A 23,233-nucleotide genomic window follows, 5' to 3' on the forward strand; every position below is an offset into this window, starting at 1 on the left:
CCCCGAAAAACCGGGGGCTTGGGAAAGAACGCAGGCCCGTAGGAGCTGGCGAAGCCTGCGATCTTTTGGGGAACGCCGAAGTGCGAGATCAAAAGATCGCAGCCTTCGGCAGCTCCTACACGGCATCAAACGCTGTTCAGGCGATATTGCCCAACAGTTTTTCCCACTCCTTGTTTTCCTTCTTCGACACGCCACCGAGCAGGTCGAGGGCCTGGCGCAGACGGAAACGGGTCAGGTCCGGGCCGAGGATTTCCATCGCATCGAGCACCGACACCGAACTGGCCTGGCCAGTGATCGCGGCAAACATCAGCGGCATGGCATCACGCAGCTTCAACTCCAGGGATTCGACTACCGCTTGAATCGTTGCGGTGATGCTGTCCTTCTCCCACTGACGCAGGCTTTCCAGCTTCCACAGGATCAACTGCATCAACTGACGAACCTGATCACCCGAGAGCTTCTTGGATTCGAACAGTTTCGCGTCCGGGTTCACGCCACCGGCGAAGAAGAACCCGGCCAGCGGCGCAACCTGGCTGAAGGTTTCAACCCGGCCCTGCACGTGCGGGGCGATTTTCATCATGTATTCAGGGTTCAGCGCCCAAGTCTGCAAGCGCGAAGCGAACTCTTCCACCGGCAAGTCACGCAGCCACTGGCCGTTGAGCCACGACAGTTTCTCGATGTCGAAAATCGGCCCACCCAGGGACACGCGGCTCAGGTCGAAGTTGTCGACCATTTCCTGCAACGAGAACTTCTCGCGCTCGTCCGGCATCGACCAGCCCATGCGGCCCAGGTAGTTGAGCATCGCTTCCGGCATAAAGCCCATGCGCTCGTAGAACGTCACCGAGGTCGGGTTCTTGCGCTTGGACAGCTTGCTCTTGTCCGGGTTACGCAGCAGCGGCATGTAGCACAGCTGCGGTTGTTCCCAGCCGAAGTACTCGTACAGCAGGATCAGTTTCGGCGCCGATGGCAGCCATTCTTCACCGCGCAGGACGTGGGTGATGCCCATCAAATGGTCGTCGACCACGTTGGCCAGGAAGTACGTCGGCAGGCCGTCGGTCTTCATCAACACTTGCATGTCCATGCGATCCCACGGGATCTCGACATCGCCACGCAGCATGTCCGGCACCACGCACACGCCTTCGCTCGGCACTTTCATGCGGATCACGTGGGGTTCGCCAGCGGCCAGGCGACGGGCCACTTCTTCCTTGGACAGCAACAGCGCACGGCCGTCGTAGCGCGGGGTTTCGCCGCGAGCCATTTGCTCGGCGCGCATCTGGTCCAGCTCTTCGGCGGTGCAGAAGCACGGGAAGGCATGGCCCATTTCAACCAGTTGCTGGCAGTACTTCTGATAGATGTCGCCGCGCTCGCTCTGACGGTAAGGACCGTGCGGGCCGCCGACGTCCGGGCCTTCGCTCCAGTCGATGCCCAACCAGCGCAGGGCGTCGAAAATCTGCTGTTCGGACTCGCGGGTCGAACGCAATTGATCGGTGTCTTCGATCCGCAGGATGAACTCACCGCCGTGCTGCTTGGCAAAGCAGTAGTTGAACAATGCGATGTAAGCGGTACCTACGTGGGGGTCCCCGGTAGGCGATGGCGCGATGCGCGTGCGGACGGTGGTCATGGCAAGTCTCGAATGAAGATAAAACAAAGGGCGAATGGTAACAGGCGACACCCGCCCGGCTCCAGTCAGCAGGGCATTTAAGCCAAGGTTGCGTCTACAACGCCCGTATTCCGTGGTGAATGGCCGAATATCAGCGGATGGCATTTACCGTTTATCGGCTGTATGCCAGATTCGCCTGCTGATAACTTTCCTTACAATTCTCGACTACAGTCTGCCCCATGCCTGCCCAACTCAAGCGTCGCCTGTTCATTTTTCTGCTGATCGTCCTGCTGATTGCCGGGGGCTTCTTTGCCCATTGGTTTTTCAAGGGACGCTTTTATGAAAGCACCGACAACGCGTATGTCCAGGGCGAGATCACCCGCGTCTCCAGCCAATTGGGCGCGCGCATCGACGAAGTCCTGGTGCAGGACAACCAGCACGTCGAAAAAGGCCAGTTGCTGGTCAAGCTCGAAGGCGATGACTTCCACCTCGCCGTCGACCGCGCCAACGCCGCCCTCGCCACCCGCGAAGCCGAGCGCCTGCAAGCCCAGAGCAAACTGACCCAGCAAGCCAGCCTGATCGCCGCCAGCGATGCGCAAGTGGTGTCCAGCCAGGCCAGCCTCGGCCGCTCGCAAATCGACCTGTCCCGGGCTGAAGCCCTGCGCAAACCCGGCTACGTCTCGGAGGAACGGGTGACCACCCTCTCTGCCGACAACCACATCGCCCGCTCGCAAGTGACCAAGGCACAGGCCGATGCGCAAAGTCAGCGCCAGCAAGTCAACGCGTTGAGCGCCGAGATCAAGCGCCTCGACGCGATGATCGCCAACGCCAGGACCGATCTGGCCCAGGCGCAACTGAACCTGACCCGCAGCGAAATCCACGCGCCCATCAGCGGCTTGATCGGCCAGCGCGCCGCGCGCAACGGCCAGTACGTGCAGGCCGGCGCCTACCTGCTGTCGATCGTCCCGGACCAGGACATCTGGATTCAGGCCAATTTCAAGGAAACCCAGATCGGCCACATGCAGCCCGGGCAGAAAGCCGAACTGACGTTTGACGCCTACAGCGACACGCCGATTGAGGCGCGGGTCGACAGCCTGTTCGCCGCCTCCGGGGCGCAGTTCAGCCTGCTGCCGCCGGACAATGCCACGGGCAACTTCACCAAAGTCGTACAACGGATTCCGGTCAAACTGACCTTCGCCGCGGACAATCCGCTGCACGGCAAGATCCGCCCGGGGATGTCGGTCACCGTCAAAGTGAACATCAAAGACGCCCCTGACGATGGCCGGTGATCAACTGCTCCGCCCGGCCGGCGAGCCGACCCGGCGGGACTGGATTGCGGTGATGAGCGTGATGCTCGGCGCCTTCATGGCGGTGCTCGACATCCAGATCACCAACTCTTCGCTCAAGGATATTCAGGGCGCACTGTCGGCGACCCTGGAAGAAGGCTCGTGGATTTCCACCTCGTACCTGGTGGCGGAAATCATCATGATCCCGCTGACCGCATGGCTGGTGCAGCTGCTGTCGGCGCGACGCCTGGCGGTGTGGGTGTCGCTGGGTTTTCTCGGTGCCTCGCTGCTGTGCTCGATGGCCTGGAGCCTGGAGAGCATGATCATCTTCCGCGCCCTGCAGGGCTTCACCGGCGGCGCGCTGATCCCGCTGGCGTTCACCCTCACGCTGATCAAACTCCCGGAACACCACCGCGCCAAAGGCATGGCCATGTTCGCCATGACCGCCACGTTCGCGCCCTCGATCGGCCCGACCATCGGCGGCTGGCTCACGGAGAACTGGGGCTGGGAGTACATTTTCTACATCAACATTCCGCCCGGCCTGATCATGATCGCCGGCCTGATGTATGGCCTGGAGAAGAAAGAAGCCCATTGGGAGCTGCTTAAAAGCACCGACTACACCGGCATCCTCACCCTCGGTGTCGGCCTCGGTTGCTTGCAGGTGTTTCTTGAAGAAGGCCATCGCAAGGACTGGCTGGAATCGAACCTGATCGTAAGCCTGGGCAGCATCGCGCTGTTGAGCCTGATCACCTTTGTGATCGTGCAATTCTCCAAGCCCAACCCGCTGATCAACCTGCGCATCCTCGGCAACCGCAACTTTGGGCTGTCGAGTATTTCCAGCCTGGGCATGGGCGTCGGGTTGTACGGCTCGATCTATCTGTTGCCGCTGTACCTTGCACAAATCCAGAACTACAACGCCCTGCAGATCGGCGAAGTGATCATGTGGATGGGCGTGCCACAGCTGTTCCTGATTCCGCTGGTGCCGAAGCTGATGAAGTTCATCCCGCCGAAATGGCTGTGCACCATTGGTTTCGGGCTGTTTGGCCTGGCGAGTTTTTCCTCGGGGGTGCTGAACCCGGACTTCGCCGGACCGCAATTCAATCAGATCCAGATCATCCGCGCCCTGGGCCAGCCGCTGATCATGGTGACCATCTCGCTGATCGCCACCGCGTACATCCTGCCCCAGGACGCGGGGTCAGCATCGAGCCTGTTCAACATCCTGCGCAACCTCGGCGGCGCGATTGGCATCGCCCTCCTCGCCACGTTACTGGATGCGCGGACCAAGACTTACTTTGATTATTTGCGTGAGTCGATTGTGCCGAGCAATCCGCAGGTCGCCGAGCGCATGGCGTCGATGGCGGACCGGTTTGGCAGTGATACGGCGGCGCTGGGCAAGATGAGTGAAATCGTGCATCAGCAGGCCTCGATCATGGCCTACAACGATGCGTTTCACTTTGTCGGGATTGCGCTGGGGATCAGCATGTTGGCGGTGTTGTTGACCAAGGCGTTGCCGGCGGGGTTGAAGGCTGGGGAGGCGCACTAGCTGAATTTCGCGGCGCTCATACGGACGCCTTCGCGGGCAAGCCTCGCTCCTACGGGTTTGCGGTGAACGACACAAATCCTGTAGGAGCGAGGCTTGCCCGCGAAGAGGCCCTGACTGGCGCCGCAAATATCAAACGGTGATCAACCGATCCCGCAATTTGCCAATCTCATCGCGCATCTGCGCCGCGGCTTCAAACTCCAGATCGCGAGCCAACGCGTACATCTTCTCTTCCAGCGCCTTGATGCGCTTGGCGATTTCACCCGGCGAGCGCAATTCGGCTTCGTACTTGGCGCTTTCCTCGGCGGCCTTGGCCATGCCTTTGCGCTTCTTGCTGCGCGAGCCCGGCACGGTGGCGCCTTCCATGATGTCGGCGACGTCCTTGAACACACCTTTGGGCGTGATGCCATTGGCCAGGTTGAAAGCGATTTGCTTGTCGCGACGACGCTCGGTCTCGCCGATCGCCCGCTCCATGGAGCCGGTGATGCGGTCGGCGTACAAAATCGCCCGACCATTGAGGTTCCGCGCTGCTCGGCCGATGGTCTGGATCAGCGAGCGCTCCGAACGCAGGAAGCCTTCCTTGTCCGCATCGAGAATCGCCACCAGCGACACTTCCGGCATGTCCAGGCCTTCACGCAGCAGGTTGATCCCCACCAGCACATCGAAGGTACCGAGGCGCAGGTCGCGGATGATTTCCACCCGTTCCACGGTGTCGATGTCCGAGTGCAGATAACGCACGCGCACGCCGTGGTCGGCCAGGTAATCGGTCAAGTCTTCGGACATGCGCTTGGTCAGCGTGGTCACCAGCACCCGCTCTTCCAGCGCCACACGTTTGCCGATTTCCGAAAGCAAATCGTCGACCTGGGTCAGCGCCGGACGGATTTCGATTTGCGGGTCCACCAGACCGGTCGGGCGCACCAGTTGCTCGACCACGCGACCGGCGTGTTCGGCCTCGTAGTTACCCGGCGTGGCCGAGACAAAAATCGTTTGCGGGCTGATGTTTTCGAACTCGTCGAAACGCATCGGCCGGTTATCCAGCGCCGACGGCAGGCGGAAACCGTATTCCACCAGGGTTTCTTTACGCGAGCGGTCGCCCTTATACATCGCGCCGACCTGCGGCACGCTGACGTGGGATTCGTCGATCACCAGCAAGGCGTCGGCCGGCAGGTAGTCGAACAAGGTCGGTGGCGCCTGGCCGGATTCACGACCCGACAGGTAGCGCGAGTAGTTTTCGATGCCGTTGCAGTAACCCAGCTCGAGGATCATCTCCAGGTCAAACCGGGTGCGCTGCTCCAGACGCTGGGCTTCCACCAGTTTGTTGTTGGTGCGCAGGTAGTCCAGGCGCTCCTGAAGCTCGACCTTGATCCCTTCGATGGCGCCGAGCAGGGTTTCCCGTGGCGTCACGTAGTGGCTTTTAGGATAGAAGGTGAAGCGCGGCAATTGCCGGGTGACTTCGCCGGTCAACGGGTCGAAGGCGGAAATCTTCTCCACTTCATCGTCGAACAGCTCAATGCGGATCGCTTCGAAATCGGATTCCGCCGGGTGGATATCGATCACATCGCCGCGCACCCGAAAGGTCGCCCGGGCGAAATCCATGTCGTTGCGGGTGTATTGCAGATCGGCGAGTCGGCGCAGTAATGCACGCTGATCGAGCTTGTCGCCGCGATCCACGTGCAAGACCATTTTCAGGTAGGTTTCCGGGCTGCCCAGACCGTAGATGCAGGACACCGTGGTGACGATGATGGCGTCCTTGCGCTCCAGCAGCGCTTTGGTCGCCGAGAGTCGCATCTGTTCGATGTGGTCGTTGATCGACGCATCCTTCTCGATGAAGGTGTCCGACGACGGTACATAGGCTTCGGGCTGGTAGTAATCGTAGTAGGAAACGAAGTATTCGACGGCGTTGTTGGGGAAGAACGCCTTGAACTCGCCGTACAACTGCGCGGCCAGGGTCTTGTTCGGCGCCAGCACCAGGGTCGGGCGCTGCACCTGGGCGATCACGTTGGCGATGCTGAAGGTCTTGCCCGAGCCGGTCACACCGAGCAACGTCTGGTGCGCCAGCCCGGCTTCGATGCCCTCGACCATCAGGCGGATGGCTTCCGGCTGATCGCCGGCGGGCTCGAAGCGGGTGACTAGCTGGAATTCAGACATGAAAAAACCTCTGGGTTCGCGCCTGTACGGTTAAACCGCGCAGCAACGAGAAAGACCGCAAACGACGTACGTCGCCCGAGGAAAAAACTGGATTGTGCTCAATGTGGAGCCGATTGCCCGCGCTTTCAAGGCAAACGTCCTACATCCCTCGAAGTCTTTGACGATGCCAATCGACTAACGGTCGAAAAATAATCGGAAAAACTTACGGTAAAAGCCGAATCGTCTGTCGCCAGCCATCGCAGATGGCCTCTATACTAGCTCCCCGTTTGTGCACCGCTCTAGTGCATTCGGCTGGAGCGCGACACGTCCCTCCACACTCCATTCAGAGCCGCCGCAAAAATGAGCCTGTTCTCCGCTGTCGAAATGGCACCACGCGATCCAATCCTGGGCCTCAACGAAGCATTCAACGCCGATACCCGTACCAACAAGGTCAACCTGGGGGTCGGTGTTTACTGCAACGAGGAGGGGCGAATTCCACTCCTGCGCGCCGTTGTCGAAGCCGAGACGATTCGCGTCGCTCAACACGCTTCCCGTGGCTACTTGCCCATCGACGGTATTGCCGCCTACGACCAGGCCGTGCAAAAACTGCTGTTCGGCAATGACTCGCCGCTGATCGCTTCCGGCCGTGTGCTCACCACTCAAGCCGTTGGCGGTACTGGCGCACTGAAAATCGGTGCCGACTTCCTCAAGCAACTGCTGCCGAACGCCGTCGTGGCGATCAGCGACCCGAGCTGGGAAAACCACCGCGCATTGTTCGAAACCGCCGGTTTCCCGGTGCAGAACTATCGCTACTACGACGCCGCGACCCACGACGTTAACCGCGCCGGCCTGCTCGAAGACCTGAACGCCCTGCCGAACGGCTCGATCGTTGTGCTGCACGCCTGCTGCCACAACCCGACCGGCGTCGACCTGAGCCCGGCGGACTGGAACAACGTGCTGGACGTGGTGAAAGCCAAGGGTCACGTGCCGTTCCTCGACATGGCCTACCAGGGCTTTGGCGACGGTATCGACGAAGACGCGGCGGCTGTGCGTCTGTTCGCGGAGTCGGGCCTGACCTTCTTCGTCTCCAGCTCGTTCTCCAAATCGTTCTCGCTGTACGGCGAGCGCGTGGGCGCCCTGTCGATCGTCAGCGAATCGAAAGAAGAAAGCGCGCGCGTGCTGTCGCAAGTCAAACGCGTGATCCGCACCAACTACTCCAACCCGCCGACCCACGGTGCAAGCATCGTCGCCGCCGTGCTGAACAGTCCGGTTCTGCGCGCCCAGTGGGAAGAGGAATTGGCCGAAATGCGCCTGCGGATTCGCGGCATGCGCGTGCAGATGGTCGAAGCATTGGCCAAGCAAGCGCCACAACGCGACTTCAGCTTTGTCGGCCGCCAGCGCGGCATGTTCTCCTACTCCGGCCTGACGGTTGAGCAAGTCACCCGTCTGCGTAGCGAGTTCGGTATCTACGCCCTGGACACCGGCCGCATCTGTGTAGCTGCACTGAACCAGAGCAACATCGATGCGGTGACCAAGGCCATCGTCGCGGTGATCTGAGTCTCGCGCGGTACGAAAAACGGGAAGCCGATGGGCTTCCCGTTTTTTATTTGTCGCAGATAAGTGTCAAAGCGCTATCTGCGCCCTTTAAACTGCACACAATTATGCACTTGTAGGAGCGAGGCTTGCCCGCGAAGGCGTCATCACTGGCGCTAAAAGCTTCGCGGGCAAGCCTCGCTCCTACAGGGTTTAGGCACACCCTGGAATTCTGACGAGAACCCACATGAAAAACGATGACCTACGCGCTGACCGGGACGAGCTGGACCATTTCGTGCCCCGCACCCCGGCCAAACGCGGTAACAACCTGGTGCTGCAAGTGGCGGCCGGTGTGTTTCTCGGCGGCCTGGCCCTGTGGCTGGTGCAACTGGGCGCTACAGTGCTGTATGCCAAGCTGATGCTCGGCACCTTTACCTTCGGCGGTTAAGCCAGTTCGGTCGCGCGCTGGCTGGCGGCGTCGTCATAGGCGACGTAAAGCGACTCGGCGACCTGGCTCTTGATCGCCTTGGCGCTTTCCAGCCCCAGGACGAAACCTTCAGCCTTGCCACCGGCACGGTTCAATTCGTCAGCGGTGCTGGCCTGAGTGATCGCGTCGAACAGTTTCTCGGCGTGAGGGCCGACACCCTTGGGCAAGCTGATCTGGGCGATGCTCATGCGAACACCCCGTTGTTTGGCGATGTGAGTACTGGATGATTCATGGCGCTTACCTTTTCGGCGAATGGCCGGTAGCGCGTGTCACCACTTCCGGGCGGCTATGGTAGACCTCTGCTACGGTTCTGGTAACCGCCAATGAGCGTTAAAACACCGTTGGCGCCATAGAATCCGTCAAGTTAGCAATGGATGCTTGACTTCTCTTTTTGAATCAGTAACATACACGCCATTCCGCGATAGCTCAGTTGGTAGAGCAAGTGACTGTTAATCACTGGGTCCCTGGTTCGAGTCCAGGTCGTGGAGCCAGACAGAAGTACCGAAAAGCCCCTGAATCGAAAGGTTCAGGGGCTTTTTTGTGGGTGGCCATAAAGTCAAAAGATCGCAGCCTTCGGCAGCGCCCACAGGCGCGAGCTGCCGAAGGCTGCGATCTTTTGATCTACAGCCCTTTTAGCGAACGACTAACGTCAAACATGTTCCCCACTTTTCGCATGTGCCGCCCGCGGCTCTGCATGCCCATGCTCCGCCTCGACCACCGGGATCTCCTTGCCGTCGCAGTCATGCAGTTTGCCTTCGCTGAAGTAATCGCCTTCGCGCAATGCCGCCAGGTCCTGGTAGCGCAGGACGCGTTCGGTGCCGGCCGCGAACACCGACTGTTGATCCGAGTTGCCGGTGGTGAAGTGGTTGAAGGTCAGGTTCAGCACGATGGCCATGATCGCCGAGGAGCTGATGCCGGAGTGGAAGATCGTCGCGAACCAGCTCGGGAAGTGGTCGTAGAAGTTCGGTGCGGCGATGGGGATCATGCCGAAGCCGATGGAGGTGGCGACGATGATCAGGTTGACGTTGTTGCGGTAGTCGACCTTGGACAGCGTACGAATGCCGCTGGCCGCCACGGTGCCGAACAGCACGATGCCGGCGCCGCCAAGGACTGACGTCGGCACCGCCGCAATCACCCGGCCCATGAACGGCAGCAGGCCGAGGATCACCAGGAAGATGCCGCCGGTGGCGACCACGAAGCGGCTCTTGATCCCGGTCACCGCCACCAGCCCGACGTTCTGGGCAAAGGCGCTTTGGGTGAAGGAACCGAAGATCGGCGCGATCATGCTCGACAGCATGTCAGCCCGCAGGCCATTGCCCAGGCGTTTGGAATCGACCTTGGTGCCAATGATTTCGCCCACCGCCAGGATGTCCGCCGAGGTCTCCACCAGGGTCACCATGATCACGATGCACATGGACAGGATCGCAGCGAAGTGGAAGGTCGGCATGCCGAAGTGAAACGGGGTCGGGAAGCCGAACATCGGGCCTTGGGTCACGGAGGAGAAGTCCGCCATGCCGAGGAACACCGCGATCACTGTGCCGATGACCATGGCCAGCAGGATCGACAGGCGGGAAATGGTCGCGCTGCCAATCTTGCTCAGCAGTAGCACCAGCACCAGGGTCACGGCCGCCAGACCGATATTGGCCATGCTGCCGAAGTCCGGGGCATGGCTGTTGCCGCCCATGGCCCAGCGCGCAGCCACTGGCATCAGCGTCAGGCCGATGGTGGTGATGACGATGCCGGTGACCAGCGGCGGGAAGAATTTGGTGATTCGCGAAAACACCGGGGTGATCAGCAACCCGATCAACGACGCGGCAATCACCGCCCCCAGGATCGACTGGAAGCCACCCTCCCCGCCGCTGCTGACAATCGCCACCATGGTCGCGACGCCGGAAAACGACACGCCCTGCACCAGCGGCAACTGACAACCGAAAAACGGTAACCCGAGGGTCTGCAGCAATGTCGCCAAGCCCCCCGCAAACAATGAAGCAGCAATCAACAAACCGATGTCCGCCGGCGAGAGCCCGGCCGCCTGGCCGATGATCAAGGGCACCGCGACGATGCCGCCGTACATGGTCAGAACGTGTTGCAGGCCGTAAGCCATATTCGCGCCGATCCCGAGATTTTCGTCTTCAGGCCGTTGGTGTGAAACATGGGGCGTTTTCATGGTTGGGGGGTTCCCTGGTTTTTGTTATGCGCACACTGTATGCAAGACTCAGGACAAATGTCTATAGAGTTGTATACAACTGATCGGTCAGATTATGGACATCTGTTCATCCAGACCGTCGCACTGCGCATCCCATCCCTCTAAAACCTTGCAATACATCCATCCCGGCCCTCCTCCTTTCTCCCGCTAATCTTTTTCGTTCATGGCGACCGCCGGCACGGAGGCCCTCTTTTTTATACATATAAAGTATGCATAATGAAGCCATTCGAAATTCAGTACGACAAAGCAAAAAATGCAGCCAACAAACTCAAGCACCGAGGCATCAGCCTTGCAGAAACCGAGCCAGTGTTCGACGACGAGCGCGCCTTGACCCTACAAGACCGCGATCACGACGAGCAGCGCTGGATTATCGTGGGGCAGGACGCCAAGGGTCGTGTTCTGGTGGTGGCCTACACCTGGCGCGATCCGAATGTCGTTCGAATCATTTCGGCGCGCGCCGCGACCAAAAACGAGCGTCGCCAATACAAGGAGGCATGACCATGAAAGACGAGTACGACTTCAGTAAGGCCAAGCGCGGGGCGGTTGCCTCCAGCAAAGGCAAGACCCGCATTACCATCATGCTGGACGACGCCGTGATCGAGGCGGCTCGCGCGCTCGCGGAGAACGAGGGGTTTGGCTATCAGACGGTGATCAACAACACGTTGCGTCAGGCGTTGCTCAGCGACATTGGGCAAGTCGCGAAGTCCGCTCAACACGGTAGCGCCACGACAGGCCACCTCAAAACAGGCGTGACCGCCACCGACCTGAAAAGCCTCGAGAAGAAACTCGCAGACGCGCTCAGCGAAATCCGTCGGGTGATGGAACCGGATGTCCGCCCCTAGGCAACAACGCTGTCGTTCTTCGGAGCAACGGAACCACGGCGCTAGCGTCGAACCCCATGCAGAACCATAGCCATGAATGTGATTGAGCGATTCGCCCTGGTGCAGCATCACGGCCCCTATGAAGACTGGCCGAAGAAAACCCTCGTCATCATCGATGGCAGTGTCTCGTCGTTGGCGATCTCGGGCTTCAATCTATTGCGCCAATACGAAACGGCAGCCGGTTATCTGCTGGTAACCGACTTCGACTGTCCCTTCGAAGAGGCTGTTTGTTTTGTACTGATCAGCAAAGACCTTAAAACAGTGCTGAGCGAACGCACCGTCGGCCAGATGTACAACTCGTTTTTACTCAACGAGGTCTTCTGGCTGGATGATGCGCATTTCTACGCGACCTTCCACGACTACCCCGATTACCGGTTCTATTTCACCATTCGTCCCTACGGCGTGCCCTGGATCTATCCACGACTGGGGCTCGCGTGCAGGCGCTTTAATGCCAAGCGCGGGCAATGGCGGCGCGATATTCGTTAGGACGAGCGTGGATCAGCCCTGTTCGGCGGGCTCAATCAAGCGCTCAAGCACCTGCCTCAACCGCGCATTCACCGGCACCCGAAGCCCGAATTCGCTTTCCAGCAGCCCCAGCAATTCATCGACATCCGTCACCTGGCGCCGTTCGCTCTCGCTGCCGATCCGATGGATTGCAAAACTGCCGTTGTTCAGCGTCCGCCGCCAGCCTTCCCCGGTCCGCGCCACCATCAATTGCTTGGCGAAAGACGAGTCCGGATAGGTCGAGACATACCAGTTGCCGACGGCGTAATCGATGTCCTCCTGACGCTGCAGATCGAAGATGTACATCGCCCGCCACTCATCCGCGACCTTCGCGCGAAGGGTGTAGCCATCTTCATGGTGTTCAATGCGATAAGCCTCGTGAGGCGTGGGCTGTTCGGCGCAGGAATCGAGCATCAGCGGTGCGGTGGGCACCATGCCGCCGAAGCCGACATCACTGATGTAGCGCAAGCCGTCCAGGGTCACCAGGCTCAAGCGGTGAGTGCGAGCGGTCCAGGCGCCTTCCGGCTGCCCCATCACCACCCGACCGCTGATGCCGCGAGCCTCAAAACCCAGCGCCTGAAGCAGGGCCAGGAAGCTGTTGTTCAGTTCATAACAGTAGCCACCGCGCCCTTGATGGAGGATTTTCTGCTCCACGGACGGCAAGTCGATCAGGACCGGTTCGCCCGATAACGTGGTGAGGTTTTCGAACGGGAACGCGCCGGTATGCCGCAGCTGAAGTTGCCGCAGGGCGTCCAGGGTGGGCGCCGGGGCAGCGCTGTAACCCAGGCGTTGCAGATACAGATCCAGATTCGTCAGGCGGGGCTCGCTCATTGCTCAATCCTTATGCACGGGGCCGCAGGTCACTGCGCCGATGGGCGCCATTTATAAGGGATAACCCGGTTTGACCGACAATAGATTTCGCCAATCGCCACCCGCGCAGAATCACCGCCGCTTGCGCGCCCCCAGCCGAATCCACGTTGGCGCATGGTCGCTGGCATGGGGCTCGTTGCGCACCCAGGCATCGACGCCGGCCTCTTGCAGATAGGGACTCAGCGCCGGGTTCAGCAGCAGATGATCGATACGCAACCCGGAGTTTTTCTGCCAGTGCTGTCGGAAATAATCCCAGAACGTGTACAGGCGATCTTCCGGGTAAAGGTGCCGCAGGGAATCGGTCCAGCCCTGGTCCAGCAGCCGCTGATAACACTCGCGACTCTCGGGTTGCAGCAGCGCATCCTTGAGCCAGGAGCGCGGGTTGTAGATGTCCAGGTCGGTGGGCACCACGTTGTAGTCGCCGGCCAGCACCACCGGGTGGTCACTGGCTTGAAGGGCTTGTGCGTAGTTGATCAGCCGCTCGAACCAGGCCAGTTTGTAATCGAACTTCGGCCCCGGTTGCGGGTTGCCGTTGGGCAAGTACAGACACCCCACCAGAACCCCGTGAACCGCCGCTTCCAGGTAGCGGCTCTGGGTGTCGGCGTCATCACCGGGCAAACCGCGACGACTCTCCAATGGCTGTGCATCCCGGGCCAGGATCGCGACGCCGTTCCACGAGGACTGACCCTGCCAGATCGCGCCATAGCCGACCGCCTCCAGCTCCGCGGCCGGGAACGCGCTGTCGAGGGACTTGAGCTCTTGCAGGCAGACGATGTCCGGTTGCTCTCGTGCCAGCCAGGCCAGCAGATTCGGCAAACGGGCCCGCAGGCCGTTGACATTGAACGTCGCGATTCGCAAAGGCTTCATCGGCCACGGCTCCTGGTGAAGAGGTGTCTAGGGTGTGACAGCAGTCGGTTCTGGTGGTTGCGCCGGCAAAGCAATGTGCGGCGTAATAGGCGCCCTATGCCCCGCCTGATCTGCCGAGAATATCGACGTCATGGACACCCCCCTCGAAGGCAACAGAATCATCCTGCGCCCCCTGCAATATGCCGATGCCGAGGCGCTGGTGCGCGCGGCCGAAGACGGCGAACTGTGGAACCTGAGCGTCACCGTGGTGCCCTCCTCGACCACCGTCGACAGCTACCTGAAAAGAGCCCTCGATGGCCGCGATGCCGGTAGCGTCCTGCCGTTCGTCATCGTGCTCAAAGACACGGGCAACGTCATTGGCTCGACCCGGTTCTGGAAAGTCGACCGGCTCAACCGCAAGCTGGAAATCGGCAGCAGCTGGATCAGCGCCAGTTGGCAGAAAACCTTCGTCAACACCGAAGCCAAATTCCTGATGCTGCGCCATGCCTTCGAAACGCTCGATTGCGTGCGGGTGCAATTCACCACTGACGAAAATAACCAGGCATCACGCAACGCGATCCTCAGGCTGGGCGCGCAGCAGGAAGGCATCGTGCGCCACGAGCGAATCATGCCGGACGGACGCAAGCGCAATTCGGTGCGGTTCAGCATCATTGATGATGAGTGGCCGCAGGTTCGGCAAAACCTGGAAAAACAACTTTCTCGCTAACGCCACATTGGATCTTCACAAACGAAAAGGAAGTCGTCCCCATGCCTCTCCACTACCGCCTCGGCCAACCCGCTGACGCCCTGTGCATCAGCGGCCTCGCCACTCAGGTGTTCCTCGACACCTACGCCACCGACGGCATGCGCGCCGACCTCGCGCAAGAAGCCCTCACGGTCTACGCACCGGCACGTTTCGAAACGCGCCTGAATGATCCGGCGACTCGATTCGTGCTGGCCGAACGCGATGGCCATCTCCAGGGTTTCGCCGAGATCGTCGCCCACGCGAAGGGGCCAATGCCCGGGCTATCGGCGGGAACGGAACTGGTTCGCTTGTACGTGCAACGCCATGCGCATCGACAAGGGATCGGGCAAGCGTTGCTCCAGCACGCCGAAGCGCTGACCCGTGAGGCCGGCCCCCCCTTCCTGTGGTTGTCTGCCTGGGTTGAAAACCATCGCGCCCGAGGGTTTTACCAGGCTCAAGGCTATGAAGAAGTGGGCATCACTCATTACGAATTCGGCGGCAATGCCTATGAAAACCGGCTGTTGCAGAAACAACTCGTGCAGGGCTGAAGAGGTAACGCCAACGCGAGTTCTGCTCCACTGAAAACCAACCATTCGTCATCCAACCGGCACCAACCGTGCCGCCCTGGGACCCATATCAGGTAACGACTCAATTCTGGAGACGTACCATGATCACGACAAAAATCACCTCGCTGCTGCTGGCCGGTTTGCTGTGCACCGCCTCTGTGGCCTATGCCGCCAACGATGCCGCTGATGGCACGGGCACCCAGTCCGGCGGCGTCAGTGGTTCGACGCTGCCGCCCAACAGCACCCCCGGTGCGCCATCAGGCGCCAACGGTTCGGGCAGCAGTGGTTCCGGTTCATCGAGCACGGGCTCGGGCGTCAATGGCAGCAATGGCGGCACCAGTGGCTCTGGCGCGGGCGGTGGCACCGGTGCGGCTGGCGGCGGCACGGGCGGTGCCGGTGGTGGGACAGGCAGCTGAACGCGTAAAGGCAGCTTCTGATTTCGACGTCTGGGGTCAGGGCCTGCCTGTTCACCTCATCAACGATCCGAACGCAGCAAGGCTTCCACGCCCCCCTCCATGGACAGCACTGCCGAACGGTTCCGCCCTGAGTGTTTGGCTTGGTACAACGCCGCGTCAGCCCGCTGGATAAACACTTCGATGCTGTCCCGTCCGGTGGGCACGAACGAATAGCAGCCCAGGCTGACCGTTACGTAACCGGTGGGCGAATCGCTGTGGGTGATGTTTTTGTCCATGACGCTGCGGCGAATTTGCTCGGCAATCACCATCGCGCCGTGAATGTCAGTGTCCGGCAGTAAGACCGCAAACTCTTCGCCGCCGTAGCGCACCGCCAGATCGGCCTTGCGATGGCAACAGGTCTTTAGCGCTCGCGCCACTTCGGCCAGGCAATGATCCCCCGCCACATGGCCATAAGTGTCGTTGTAGCGCTTGAAGAAATCGATATCGAGCATCACCAGACTCAGCGGGCTCGCCTGCCGGGCGCCGCGCCCGAACTCGATGTCCAGCGCCCGCTCGAACAGGCGCCGGTTGGCCAGGCCGGTCAGGCTGTCGTGGGTCGCGATCAGCTCCAGCGCTTCCTGGGCCGCGCGCAGATCGGCCTCGATCCGCCCCCCATCACGCACCTGATGAATGAACACCCAGCCGAACAGCCCCACGCCCAGCACCACCAAAGCCACAATGACGCTGGATTGAAACGCCGTGGCGTACCAGTCCTTGAGAATCGCGTCTTTCGAGGACGCCGCCGACACCACCAGCGGATACGCCTCCAACTGCCGGTAGCCATACAAGCGAACCGTGCTGTCGACCACCGAGTTGATCATCGCGTTGCCCGCGTTGGCGTTGGGCAAGTGCTTCTGGAAAATCGCGCCCTGGGCCACCGACGTGCCGATCTGCGATTCGATGAATGGCCGCCGCGCCAATAGCGTGCCGTCCGTGAGCGCCAGAAACATCGCGCCCTGGTCATCGATGCTGAAGCTTTTGAAGAACTGATCGAAGTACGCCATTTTGATGCCGGCCAGCAGCACGCCCTGGAAGTTACCGTTCTTGTCATTGACCCGCTTGGACACCGGAATGATCCACTCGCCGTTCTCGCGACTGCGGATCGCCGGGCCAATGTGCGCCAGGGACGAGACGTTCTGCTGGTGGAACTTGAAGTACTCGCGATCCGACACCCCGGAGCCGCGAGGCAGGTCAGAGAACGAGGTAATGACCCACTGCCCCTGCTGGTCGAACAGGAAAATCCCGTGCAATTGATGCAGCGCCTGAACCCGACTGGCGAAAGTTTTCTGCAGATGCGGCAGCTGGGAGGCGTCATAGCCGTCCATCTGTATCCAGTCCGCCAGGCTGGTCAGCACCAGATCGGCCTTCATGAACGTATCTTCGGCCTGCTGCGCCATGGCCCGCGTGAGGTTCGACGACGCGACTTCGGCCAGTGCCAGGTCGTGGCGCCGTGATTGCTCCAATTGCAGGTACAGCAAACCACACAGGCACAGGCACACCGCCGCGATGAAAAACGCCGAAGCCTTGAGCAGAGGCAAACGTTTCAGTGCGCCGGGAGCGTGATGCGAGTCGTGAATGGGGATAGGCAAAGGGGCTTCCTGGAGGGCACGGCGTGGGCAAAGGCCCAAAACCCTTATTTTTTGTGAGCTTAGTCGATGGGGTTGTCCGGGGCCAATGGGAAAACCCTATCTGCTAGGATGAAAGGCTTCAGCACCTGCCCTGCAGGTCTATCCACGGAGGAAAACATGAGCACTCAGTCTCACCCGGTCGCCTTCAATACCGCCGTGTTCGATCTCGGCAATGTACTTATCCGCTGGAACCCCAGAAACCTTTACAAAAAGTTGTTCGGTGACGACGTAGAGGCCATGGAAACCTTCCTGGCCGAGGTCTGCCACACCGCCTGGAACGAACAACAGGACCGGGGCCGGACCTGGCAGGCAGCAATCGAGGAAGCCATCACCCGGCATCCGACCCAGGAAGCATTGATCCGCGCCTACCACGAACGCTGGGAAGAAACCCTCGACGGTGCCATCGAAGACACCGTCGCCATCCTCGATGAACTGCATGCCAACGGCATCCGCCTGCTGGCGCTGACCAACTGGTCCGCTGAAACCTTCCCGATTGCCCTTGAGCGTTTTGAATTCTTGCAGCGCTTCGAAGGAATTCTGGTGTCGGGCGTCGAGGGCGTGATCAAACCGTCACCGGAAATCTTCCAGCTACTCGCATCACGCTATGACGTTGATATGAGTCGTGCGGTGTTCATTGATGATCACCAGCCGAATATTGAAGGGGCACAGCGGGTGGGGCTTCACGGGGTTCAGTTCGTTAACCCGGCGCAGTTGCGTGAGGATCTGCTGGCGTTGGGGCTGCCGGTTCGAGCAGGCTGAATGGCGGAAACCTCATCGCGAGTTCGCCCGCGATGAGGGCCTGTCGACCGCCACAAAAAAACTCACCCGGCCAACCGCCGCATCGCACTGTGCAAATGCGCACGGGCACTTTCGGCATCCCCCAAACGCATCTGCTCATACGCCCGCTGGGCAATGTCATGGGGCACAGGCTTTAACTCGCGCCGTGTCGCCATCGCCAGCAACTGCACCTGGGCGGCCCGTTCCAGGTAATACAGATCGTCCCAGGCCTCGGCGATGGTCGGCCCACAAACGATTACCCCGTGATTCTTCAAAAACAGGACATCGGCAGCGCCCAGAACACTGGCAATCCGATCGCCTTCGGACTTGTCCAAGGCCAGGCCGTTGTAGTCCTCATCCACCGCCGTGCGCCCGTAAAACTTCAATGCCGTCTGCCCCAGCCACAGCAGCGGCGGGCCTTGCAGCAAGCACAAGGCGGTGGCGTTGGGCATGTGCGTGTGGAACGCCACTTTGACCCGTGGCAGCTGTTTATGCAGCCGGGCATGGATGTAGAACGCGGTCGCCTCTGGCTGCCCGTCACCCGCCACGACATTGCCGTGGAAGTCACAGACCAGCAGGTTTTCCGCGTTGACCTCGGCGAACGCATAACCGTAAGGGTTCACGAAAAACAGATCATCGCGCCCCGGCACCATGGCCGAAAAGTGGTTGCAGATGCCCTCCTCCAAACCGTGCAGCGCCGCCAGTTGAAAGCACGCCGCCAATTCCGTGCGGGCAATGATGGCGGCCTCCGAATCCAGGTTCAGATCGGCATAGCGCGCGAGGCGAGAACTGCCTGCAAGGGTGTGTGCCATAGCGAAGACTCCATGTGTTACCAGCCAAGGGAGGTGAACAAGGGAACGACCTGGTCCAGGGTGTTGAGGATGGCGTCCGGCCGATAGTCCGGCAGTAATTGCCGACCGGTGCCGCGATCGATCCACACGCAACGAAACTGCATGTCCCGGGCGGCGGTGTGGTCGAGCATCGGGCTGGCGCAGATATGCACCACTTGGTCACGTCGCACGCCCAACTGTTGATGAGCGTAGTCAAACAACCGTGGATTGGGCTTGTAGGCACCGGCCTGTTGCGCGGTGATGACCCGATCGATGTGCCCGCCGAGTTGCGCGACGTTACCGGCGATGATGTCGTCATCGGTGTTGGACACGATGCACAGCTTGAAGCCCATGGCCTTGAGCCGTGCCAGGGTCTGGACCACCTCGGGAAACGGCGACATCCGTGGAATCGCCCCGGCCAGGCGCTGACTGTCTTCGGGCAGGCTCGCCAGCCCCAACTCCTCCAGGGCCCGCTGCAAGCCGAGGGTGCTCAATTGGCGAAACGAACGGTGCGGCGGGGTTTGCTCCAATTGATGTTCATGCCGGTCGTAGACCGCGATCAGGCGATCGACGTCGATCGAGTGCTCGCCCTTGTCCTGCAAGATGTCGGCGGCCACAGCTTTCAGGCCTTCATCCCACTGAATCAGCGTGCCGTAGCAATCGAAGGTCAGCCATTTGGGGCGCGGGGTGTGCTGCAGCGTCATGAGCGTTTCCTCTGAGATGAGAGCTTCAGCTTATGAGCGCATGGTGATAGTGTGAAATTAAATCTATACCGCCATCTCAGTTGATAATCGAATAACCAGGAGGCCGCCATGCTCGATCTTGAATTGCTCAAAAGCTTCGTCTGCGTGGTCGACGAAGGCAGCTTCACCCGCGCCGCCGAACGCGTGCACCGGACCCAGTCCACGGTCAGCCAGCAGTTGCGCAAACTCGAAGAGCTGATCGGGCATCCGCTGCTGATTCGCGACCGCACCGGGCAAAACGTCACAGTCACCGAACATGGCGAACGCCTGATCGGCTATGCCCGGCGCTTGCTCGCACTGTCTTCGGAGGCGGTACAGGCCCTGGCCAGCGACGTCGATCTGCAGATCCTGCGCCTCGGCGTGCCGGAAGACTTCGACGCCCGGCGCATGGCCATACTCCTCGCCGGTTTCAGCCAGGCCAGGCCCCACGCACGGCTGGAAACCATCAGCGGCATGAGCCTGGACCTCAAGCAGAAACTCGACGCCGGTGACATCGACATCGCCCTGATCAAACGCGAACCCGACAGCGGGCCGTGCTGGGCGTCCTGGCCGGAAGTGCTGGTGTGGGTCAAAGGTGCGGGGGTCGACTCGGCTAACGGAGTGTTGCCGTTGGCGCTGTTTCCCCAGGGTTGTATTTACCGGCAGCGGGCGACCCGATTGCTGGATGTGGCCCAACGGCCCTGGCGTGTGGCTTTTGGCAGTCATAGCTTGACCGGGATTCAAGCGGCGGTGGCTTCGGGGTTGGGGATTTCTGTGTTGCCGGAGTCGGCGGTGTTGCCGGAGCACACGGTGTGTACCGATTTGCCTGAATTGCCGGCATCGGAATTGGCGTTGGTCAGTCGCGAGGGCACGTTGACCGGGATGCAGCGGGCCTTGGTTGAATTTTTGAAGGGGGCGTTGAGTGAGGAGGCGCGGGGTTGAAGATCACGCCTCCGTTTTTTTCAGTTGGATTTGGGTTTGTTGATTTCGCGTAGGAGGTCGGTGGTGGGGATGTGCAGGGTATTGGTGTAGTAAGGCTTGTAACCGTAGGCCGTAATGACGACCTTGCATGGAATATCTGCCTTATTTGCCAACATCGAGTTCAGTTCGCTGACTGAAAGATTTCTTCGGGAAGTACCTTTATTACGTGTCTCGCTCAAAAAGGCGCGAGTGACATAATTGAACGCCCCTGGGGAATGAGCGATAGCACTTTTTTCAATCAAACCATAAGCGGAGCGTTCGATAATGTTACCGACAGAGAAATCACTGTCATTTTCCAACGCGCAGATAAGCTTAGTTGAAGCCTGCCCCAATCCCTCGCCTTGCCCATAAAGGTCCTGCAGATTAACGCTGGCGCTGAAACTGACATCATAAAGAGGCAAGTCTCCTTCCCGCTCAATGGATACAAACGCCAAATCTGCTGAAGGCTTATTATGATCTTTGGCACATGATGCGCAGGCCAAAATCAAAAGAACCAGCACTATCCTTTTCATATCATGGAAACTCTTTCATGATGGATTCGTACATGATGTCACCTGCAGACTTCGCACCTGCAATGGGTCTAGTTAGCATTGCGACTGCATTGTAATGATTGGTATCCATCGTGACGTTAATAGCGGGACCACCCGAAACCCGCCATTTCTCACCAAATTCTGCAACCGAGTCAGACTGATCCTTCTTCGTAGGCATTGCTTTTACATTTATCCATTGCTCAGCTACCGGGGTGGGCGTCTCCCGGTAGATATCCGAACCTAGCCAGACCAATGCGCCTTCACCCACTGGGTCGAGGGTGATCAACATTTTTATCTTGTACCCCCAATCAGACATTATTTTGGATAAATGCGCACCATTCCACCCGCCCAAACTATGCCCCACGATATATACAGGGCACGACTTATAGGGAATAACATCCAGTACGAATTTCTGAATGTCCTTTTTACCCCTGACTTCGTTATACCCTAACCATTCGGAACGATACTGACCTAGTTCTTTCAAGCATAGCGTTCGTGGATCGAATGCAGTCTGGGCATCTTGGGCGTTTCCAAACGTTCCGGAAAAATAGTATTTCTCCTTATCTCCCGCCCCACCCACAAAAAAGACAATTACCTTGGTACTCTCAATCGGCACCCTCTTCTCACTGACGTCCTTCTTATCCGTCAGCGTAAATTCGCCTTGTTGCTTATAAGTAACACCTTTCGCACAAGTAACCGTTCCACCACTCATGCCTCACTCCTCCAAAAACAACTTGATGCTTTCAGGCAGATGCGAGCTGATCGCGTGGGTGAACCCCGCCGCATCAGACACCCCGTGCTCCTGCCGGCCATCCGCACGCAAAATCATGTACGGGTGGTTCGGCATCGGTTCGCCGGTCGTCGCGTTCACCAGCTTCAACTTATCGGTGAAGTTGACCGGCATCGGCAATAGCCCAGTAAATGGCGCCGTGACGACGGTGTCGCCAATGATCACCGTGCCCGATCCGCCAATGACCACATTGCCGTGAGCCCCCACGCTGTCGAGGGTTGCGGCGTTCAAGCCGTTGATGAATACGGTGGCTGAGACGCCCCCGGTGATCGGGCTGCCACAGGCCGATTTGTCGGTCATGCGCGCCGCAGCGAGGCCATCGAAATTGACGTTGGGCGAACCGCTGGCGATGGGGTTCGTGCCGTGTCCCGGCAGCGGGCAGGCGGTGGGGTCGGTGAGGCGGGCGGCGGGTTTTCCGCTCATGCTAAAGCTCCTTGCAGGCTTTTCTGGCAATCCATTGAAGCGCGCAAGGATGAGGGATGTGGCGGATTTGATCAAATGCCGGGTTCTGGAACCCTCAAAAACTCGAACCGCTGCAAGCCCTGTGGGAGCGGGCTTGCCCGCGCCCACAGTTTCAGCGTTTTAACCGAGCGATTCAGCGCGACGGCGGCACCCGAATATCCCCATCACGACACGAGGTCTTCACGCCTTTCCCACATGCGCCGAACCCCAGGTCCTTGCCCATGCACACCCGCACTTCCGACAACTCGGGGCCATTGCAGATCACCGCGATGCCATCCGCTGCAATCCCGGGATTGCTCTGGCGGAACAGGTTCGCGATTTCCTGGGCCTGGAAGTAATGAGTGCTGCTGAAGGGTTGCAATTGCTCCGGGATCTTCACCGCGCCGACGGCTTTGTCCGCCGCGTCCAGATAACCCTTGGCGCCCAGGCCACTGCAGGTGCCATGCTTGGCCCACTCGTGTTCGAGCAATTTGGGGGTCGGGAACAACGTCAGTCCTTGCGTCCGCTCGGCCGGTGACAGCGCCACCACGGGTGGGCACGACTCCGGCCAGCCGCCCTTGGCATATTGCGGCCAGAGGCCGTGGAGCACGAAGCCATAGCCTTTGCCGGAACATTGCGCGTCGTCTTTGTGAGTCAGGCAGAACGTTGGCGACCAGGACAGCGTCAGCAAGTAGTAATCGAACACCCTCGCCACTGACTCGACCGGGGCCTTGCCTTGCTGCGATTGCCGAGCGCTGCTCAGGCCGATGTTGCCGAACGTTATCGCCAGGATAGCGATGACTGCGTAAAGCTTCTTCATATACCCACTCCTTGGGGATCGTGCCTGGCCGGATATCGGCCAAGGGATGGTTTTGTCACGATTGTGTTGCA

25 protein-coding genes and 1 tRNA gene are annotated in these 23,233 nt (G+C 59.9%); 13 read left to right on the forward strand and 13 right to left on the reverse strand.

Annotated features, from left to right (window positions below; translation table 11 throughout):
- Positions 1 to 136 precede the first annotated feature (136 nt).
- Complete coding sequence (gltX, locus tag ACZ89E_RS12080) at positions 137 to 1,618, reverse strand: glutamate--tRNA ligase (RefSeq protein ID WP_149658909.1); 1,482 nt, start codon at positions 1,616 to 1,618, stop codon at positions 137 to 139.
- A 218-nt stretch (positions 1,619 to 1,836) separates the two neighbouring features.
- On the opposite strand from gltX, the gene ACZ89E_RS12085 reads away from it, so the two are divergent.
- Together ACZ89E_RS12085 and ACZ89E_RS12090 are read left to right on the forward strand one after the other, a co-directional pair.
- Entirely contained in the window at positions 1,837 to 2,886 is a 1,050-nt protein-coding gene (locus ACZ89E_RS12085) for an HlyD family secretion protein (protein WP_476255726.1), read from the forward strand.
- Positions 2,876 to 4,426, forward strand: coding sequence for an MDR family MFS transporter (locus ACZ89E_RS12090; protein ID WP_476255727.1), 1,551 nt, complete (start codon positions 2,876 to 2,878; stop codon positions 4,424 to 4,426). Before ACZ89E_RS12085 ends, ACZ89E_RS12090 begins: the two co-directional genes overlap by 11 nt.
- Before the next feature lie 129 nt (positions 4,427 to 4,555).
- Here the strand turns inward: ACZ89E_RS12090 and uvrB are convergent, their stop codons facing one another.
- Complete coding sequence (uvrB, locus tag ACZ89E_RS12095) at positions 4,556 to 6,571, reverse strand: excinuclease ABC subunit UvrB (protein WP_123403549.1); 2,016 nt, start codon at positions 6,569 to 6,571, stop codon at positions 4,556 to 4,558.
- Positions 6,572 to 6,910: 339 nt separating this feature from the next.
- Between uvrB and ACZ89E_RS12100 the strand changes: the two genes are divergently transcribed.
- Both ACZ89E_RS12100 and ACZ89E_RS12105 read left to right on the forward strand, forming a co-directional pair.
- Positions 6,911 to 8,107, forward strand: coding sequence for an amino acid aminotransferase (locus tag ACZ89E_RS12100; RefSeq protein WP_463260044.1), 1,197 nt, complete (start codon positions 6,911 to 6,913; stop codon positions 8,105 to 8,107).
- 223 nt (positions 8,108 to 8,330) lie between these two features.
- Positions 8,331 to 8,531, forward strand: a complete 201-nt coding sequence (locus ACZ89E_RS12105; protein WP_149658914.1) for a hypothetical protein — start codon at positions 8,331 to 8,333, stop codon at positions 8,529 to 8,531.
- Here the strand turns inward: ACZ89E_RS12105 and ACZ89E_RS12110 are convergent.
- Positions 8,528 to 8,758, reverse strand: a complete 231-nt coding sequence (locus ACZ89E_RS12110) for a hypothetical protein (protein WP_033061947.1) — start codon at positions 8,756 to 8,758, stop codon at positions 8,528 to 8,530. The genes ACZ89E_RS12105 and ACZ89E_RS12110 overlap by 4 nt on opposite strands.
- Positions 8,759 to 8,985: 227 nt before the next feature.
- Here ACZ89E_RS12110 and ACZ89E_RS12115 point away from each other — a divergent pair.
- Positions 8,986 to 9,061 (forward strand) — tRNA-Asn (locus tag ACZ89E_RS12115).
- A 158-nt stretch (positions 9,062 to 9,219) separates the two neighbouring features.
- Here ACZ89E_RS12115 and ACZ89E_RS12120 read toward each other — a convergent pair.
- Positions 9,220 to 10,737 (reverse strand): nucleobase:cation symporter-2 family protein, encoded by a 1,518-nt coding sequence (locus tag ACZ89E_RS12120; RefSeq protein WP_149658915.1) that lies wholly within the window; start codon positions 10,735 to 10,737, stop codon positions 9,220 to 9,222.
- Between the two features lie 255 nt (positions 10,738 to 10,992).
- Here ACZ89E_RS12120 and ACZ89E_RS12125 point away from each other — a divergent pair, with 255 nt between their 5' ends.
- From ACZ89E_RS12125 to ACZ89E_RS12135, 3 genes are all read left to right on the forward strand, one after another.
- Positions 10,993 to 11,274, forward strand: coding sequence for a BrnT family toxin (locus ACZ89E_RS12125; protein WP_149658916.1), 282 nt, complete (start codon positions 10,993 to 10,995; stop codon positions 11,272 to 11,274).
- Between the two features lie 2 nt (positions 11,275 to 11,276).
- A complete protein-coding gene (locus tag ACZ89E_RS12130) occupies positions 11,277 to 11,618 on the forward strand; it encodes a BrnA antitoxin family protein (protein WP_256672277.1) in 342 nt (113 codons plus the stop codon).
- A 72-nt stretch (positions 11,619 to 11,690) separates the two neighbouring features.
- Complete coding sequence (locus tag ACZ89E_RS12135) at positions 11,691 to 12,143, forward strand: hypothetical protein (RefSeq protein WP_463260040.1); 453 nt, start codon at positions 11,691 to 11,693, stop codon at positions 12,141 to 12,143.
- Positions 12,144 to 12,155: 12 nt separating this feature from the next.
- On the opposite strand, the gene ACZ89E_RS12140 is transcribed toward ACZ89E_RS12135, so the two are convergent.
- Entirely contained in the window at positions 12,156 to 12,992 is an 837-nt protein-coding gene (locus ACZ89E_RS12140; protein WP_476255728.1) for an arylamine N-acetyltransferase family protein, read from the reverse strand.
- A 111-nt stretch (positions 12,993 to 13,103) separates the two neighbouring features.
- Positions 13,104 to 13,898: an exodeoxyribonuclease III gene (gene xth, locus ACZ89E_RS12145; RefSeq protein ID WP_476255729.1), complete on the reverse strand. Its 795-nt coding sequence runs from the start codon at positions 13,896 to 13,898 to the stop codon at positions 13,104 to 13,106.
- A gap of 130 nt (positions 13,899 to 14,028) precedes the next feature.
- Here xth and ACZ89E_RS12150 point away from each other — a divergent pair, with 130 nt between their 5' ends.
- From ACZ89E_RS12150 to ACZ89E_RS12160, 3 genes are all read left to right on the forward strand, one after another.
- A complete protein-coding gene (locus ACZ89E_RS12150) occupies positions 14,029 to 14,604 on the forward strand; it encodes a GNAT family N-acetyltransferase (RefSeq protein WP_476255730.1) in 576 nt (191 codons plus the stop codon).
- Between the two features lie 41 nt (positions 14,605 to 14,645).
- A complete protein-coding gene (locus ACZ89E_RS12155) occupies positions 14,646 to 15,170 on the forward strand; it encodes an N-acetyltransferase family protein (protein WP_476255731.1) in 525 nt (174 codons plus the stop codon).
- A 119-nt stretch (positions 15,171 to 15,289) separates the two neighbouring features.
- Complete coding sequence (locus tag ACZ89E_RS12160) at positions 15,290 to 15,604, forward strand: hypothetical protein (RefSeq protein ID WP_463260035.1); 315 nt, start codon at positions 15,290 to 15,292, stop codon at positions 15,602 to 15,604.
- A 59-nt stretch (positions 15,605 to 15,663) separates the two neighbouring features.
- On the opposite strand, the gene ACZ89E_RS12165 is transcribed toward ACZ89E_RS12160, so the two are convergent.
- The gene (locus tag ACZ89E_RS12165) at positions 15,664 to 17,232 is read right to left on the reverse strand and encodes a sensor domain-containing diguanylate cyclase (protein ID WP_149658924.1); all 1,569 of its coding nucleotides are present in this window, start codon (positions 17,230 to 17,232) and stop codon (positions 15,664 to 15,666) included.
- 156 nt (positions 17,233 to 17,388) lie between these two features.
- Here ACZ89E_RS12165 and ACZ89E_RS12170 point away from each other — a divergent pair, with 156 nt between their 5' ends.
- Positions 17,389 to 18,030, forward strand: a complete 642-nt coding sequence (locus ACZ89E_RS12170; RefSeq protein WP_476255732.1) for an HAD family hydrolase — start codon at positions 17,389 to 17,391, stop codon at positions 18,028 to 18,030.
- 62 nt (positions 18,031 to 18,092) lie between these two features.
- Here ACZ89E_RS12170 and ACZ89E_RS12175 read toward each other — a convergent pair whose 3' ends face one another.
- Both ACZ89E_RS12175 and ACZ89E_RS12180 read right to left on the reverse strand, forming a co-directional pair.
- The gene (locus ACZ89E_RS12175; protein ID WP_476255733.1) at positions 18,093 to 18,860 is read right to left on the reverse strand and encodes an aldolase; all 768 of its coding nucleotides are present in this window, start codon (positions 18,858 to 18,860) and stop codon (positions 18,093 to 18,095) included.
- Between the two features lie 17 nt (positions 18,861 to 18,877).
- The gene (locus ACZ89E_RS12180; protein WP_476255734.1) at positions 18,878 to 19,582 is read right to left on the reverse strand and encodes a haloacid dehalogenase type II; all 705 of its coding nucleotides are present in this window, start codon (positions 19,580 to 19,582) and stop codon (positions 18,878 to 18,880) included.
- A gap of 108 nt (positions 19,583 to 19,690) precedes the next feature.
- Here ACZ89E_RS12180 and ACZ89E_RS12185 point away from each other — a divergent pair, with 108 nt between their 5' ends.
- Positions 19,691 to 20,542 carry a LysR substrate-binding domain-containing protein gene (locus tag ACZ89E_RS12185; RefSeq protein ID WP_476255735.1) on the forward strand — a complete coding sequence of 284 codons (852 nt, stop codon included), beginning with the start codon at positions 19,691 to 19,693 and terminating at the stop codon, positions 20,540 to 20,542.
- Between the two features lie 20 nt (positions 20,543 to 20,562).
- Here the strand turns inward: ACZ89E_RS12185 and ACZ89E_RS12190 are convergent, their stop codons facing one another.
- The 4 genes from ACZ89E_RS12190 to ACZ89E_RS12205 form a co-directional block, all read right to left on the reverse strand.
- Entirely contained in the window at positions 20,563 to 21,093 is a 531-nt protein-coding gene (locus ACZ89E_RS12190) for a hypothetical protein (protein ID WP_476255736.1), read from the reverse strand.
- A 1-nt stretch (position 21,094) separates the two neighbouring features.
- Positions 21,095 to 21,823 carry an alpha/beta fold hydrolase gene (locus tag ACZ89E_RS12195; RefSeq protein WP_476255737.1) on the reverse strand — a complete coding sequence of 243 codons (729 nt, stop codon included), beginning with the start codon at positions 21,821 to 21,823 and terminating at the stop codon, positions 21,095 to 21,097.
- A 3-nt stretch (positions 21,824 to 21,826) separates the two neighbouring features.
- On the reverse strand, positions 21,827 to 22,324 hold the full coding sequence (locus ACZ89E_RS12200) for a PAAR domain-containing protein (protein ID WP_169370699.1): 498 nt from the start codon (positions 22,322 to 22,324) through the stop codon (positions 21,827 to 21,829).
- Positions 22,325 to 22,496: 172 nt separating this feature from the next.
- Entirely contained in the window at positions 22,497 to 23,162 is a 666-nt protein-coding gene (locus ACZ89E_RS12205; protein ID WP_476255738.1) for a ribonuclease T2, read from the reverse strand.
- Between the last annotated feature and the right edge of the window lie 71 nt (positions 23,163 to 23,233).

The organism is Pseudomonas sp. TE3899 (assembly GCF_056279105.1).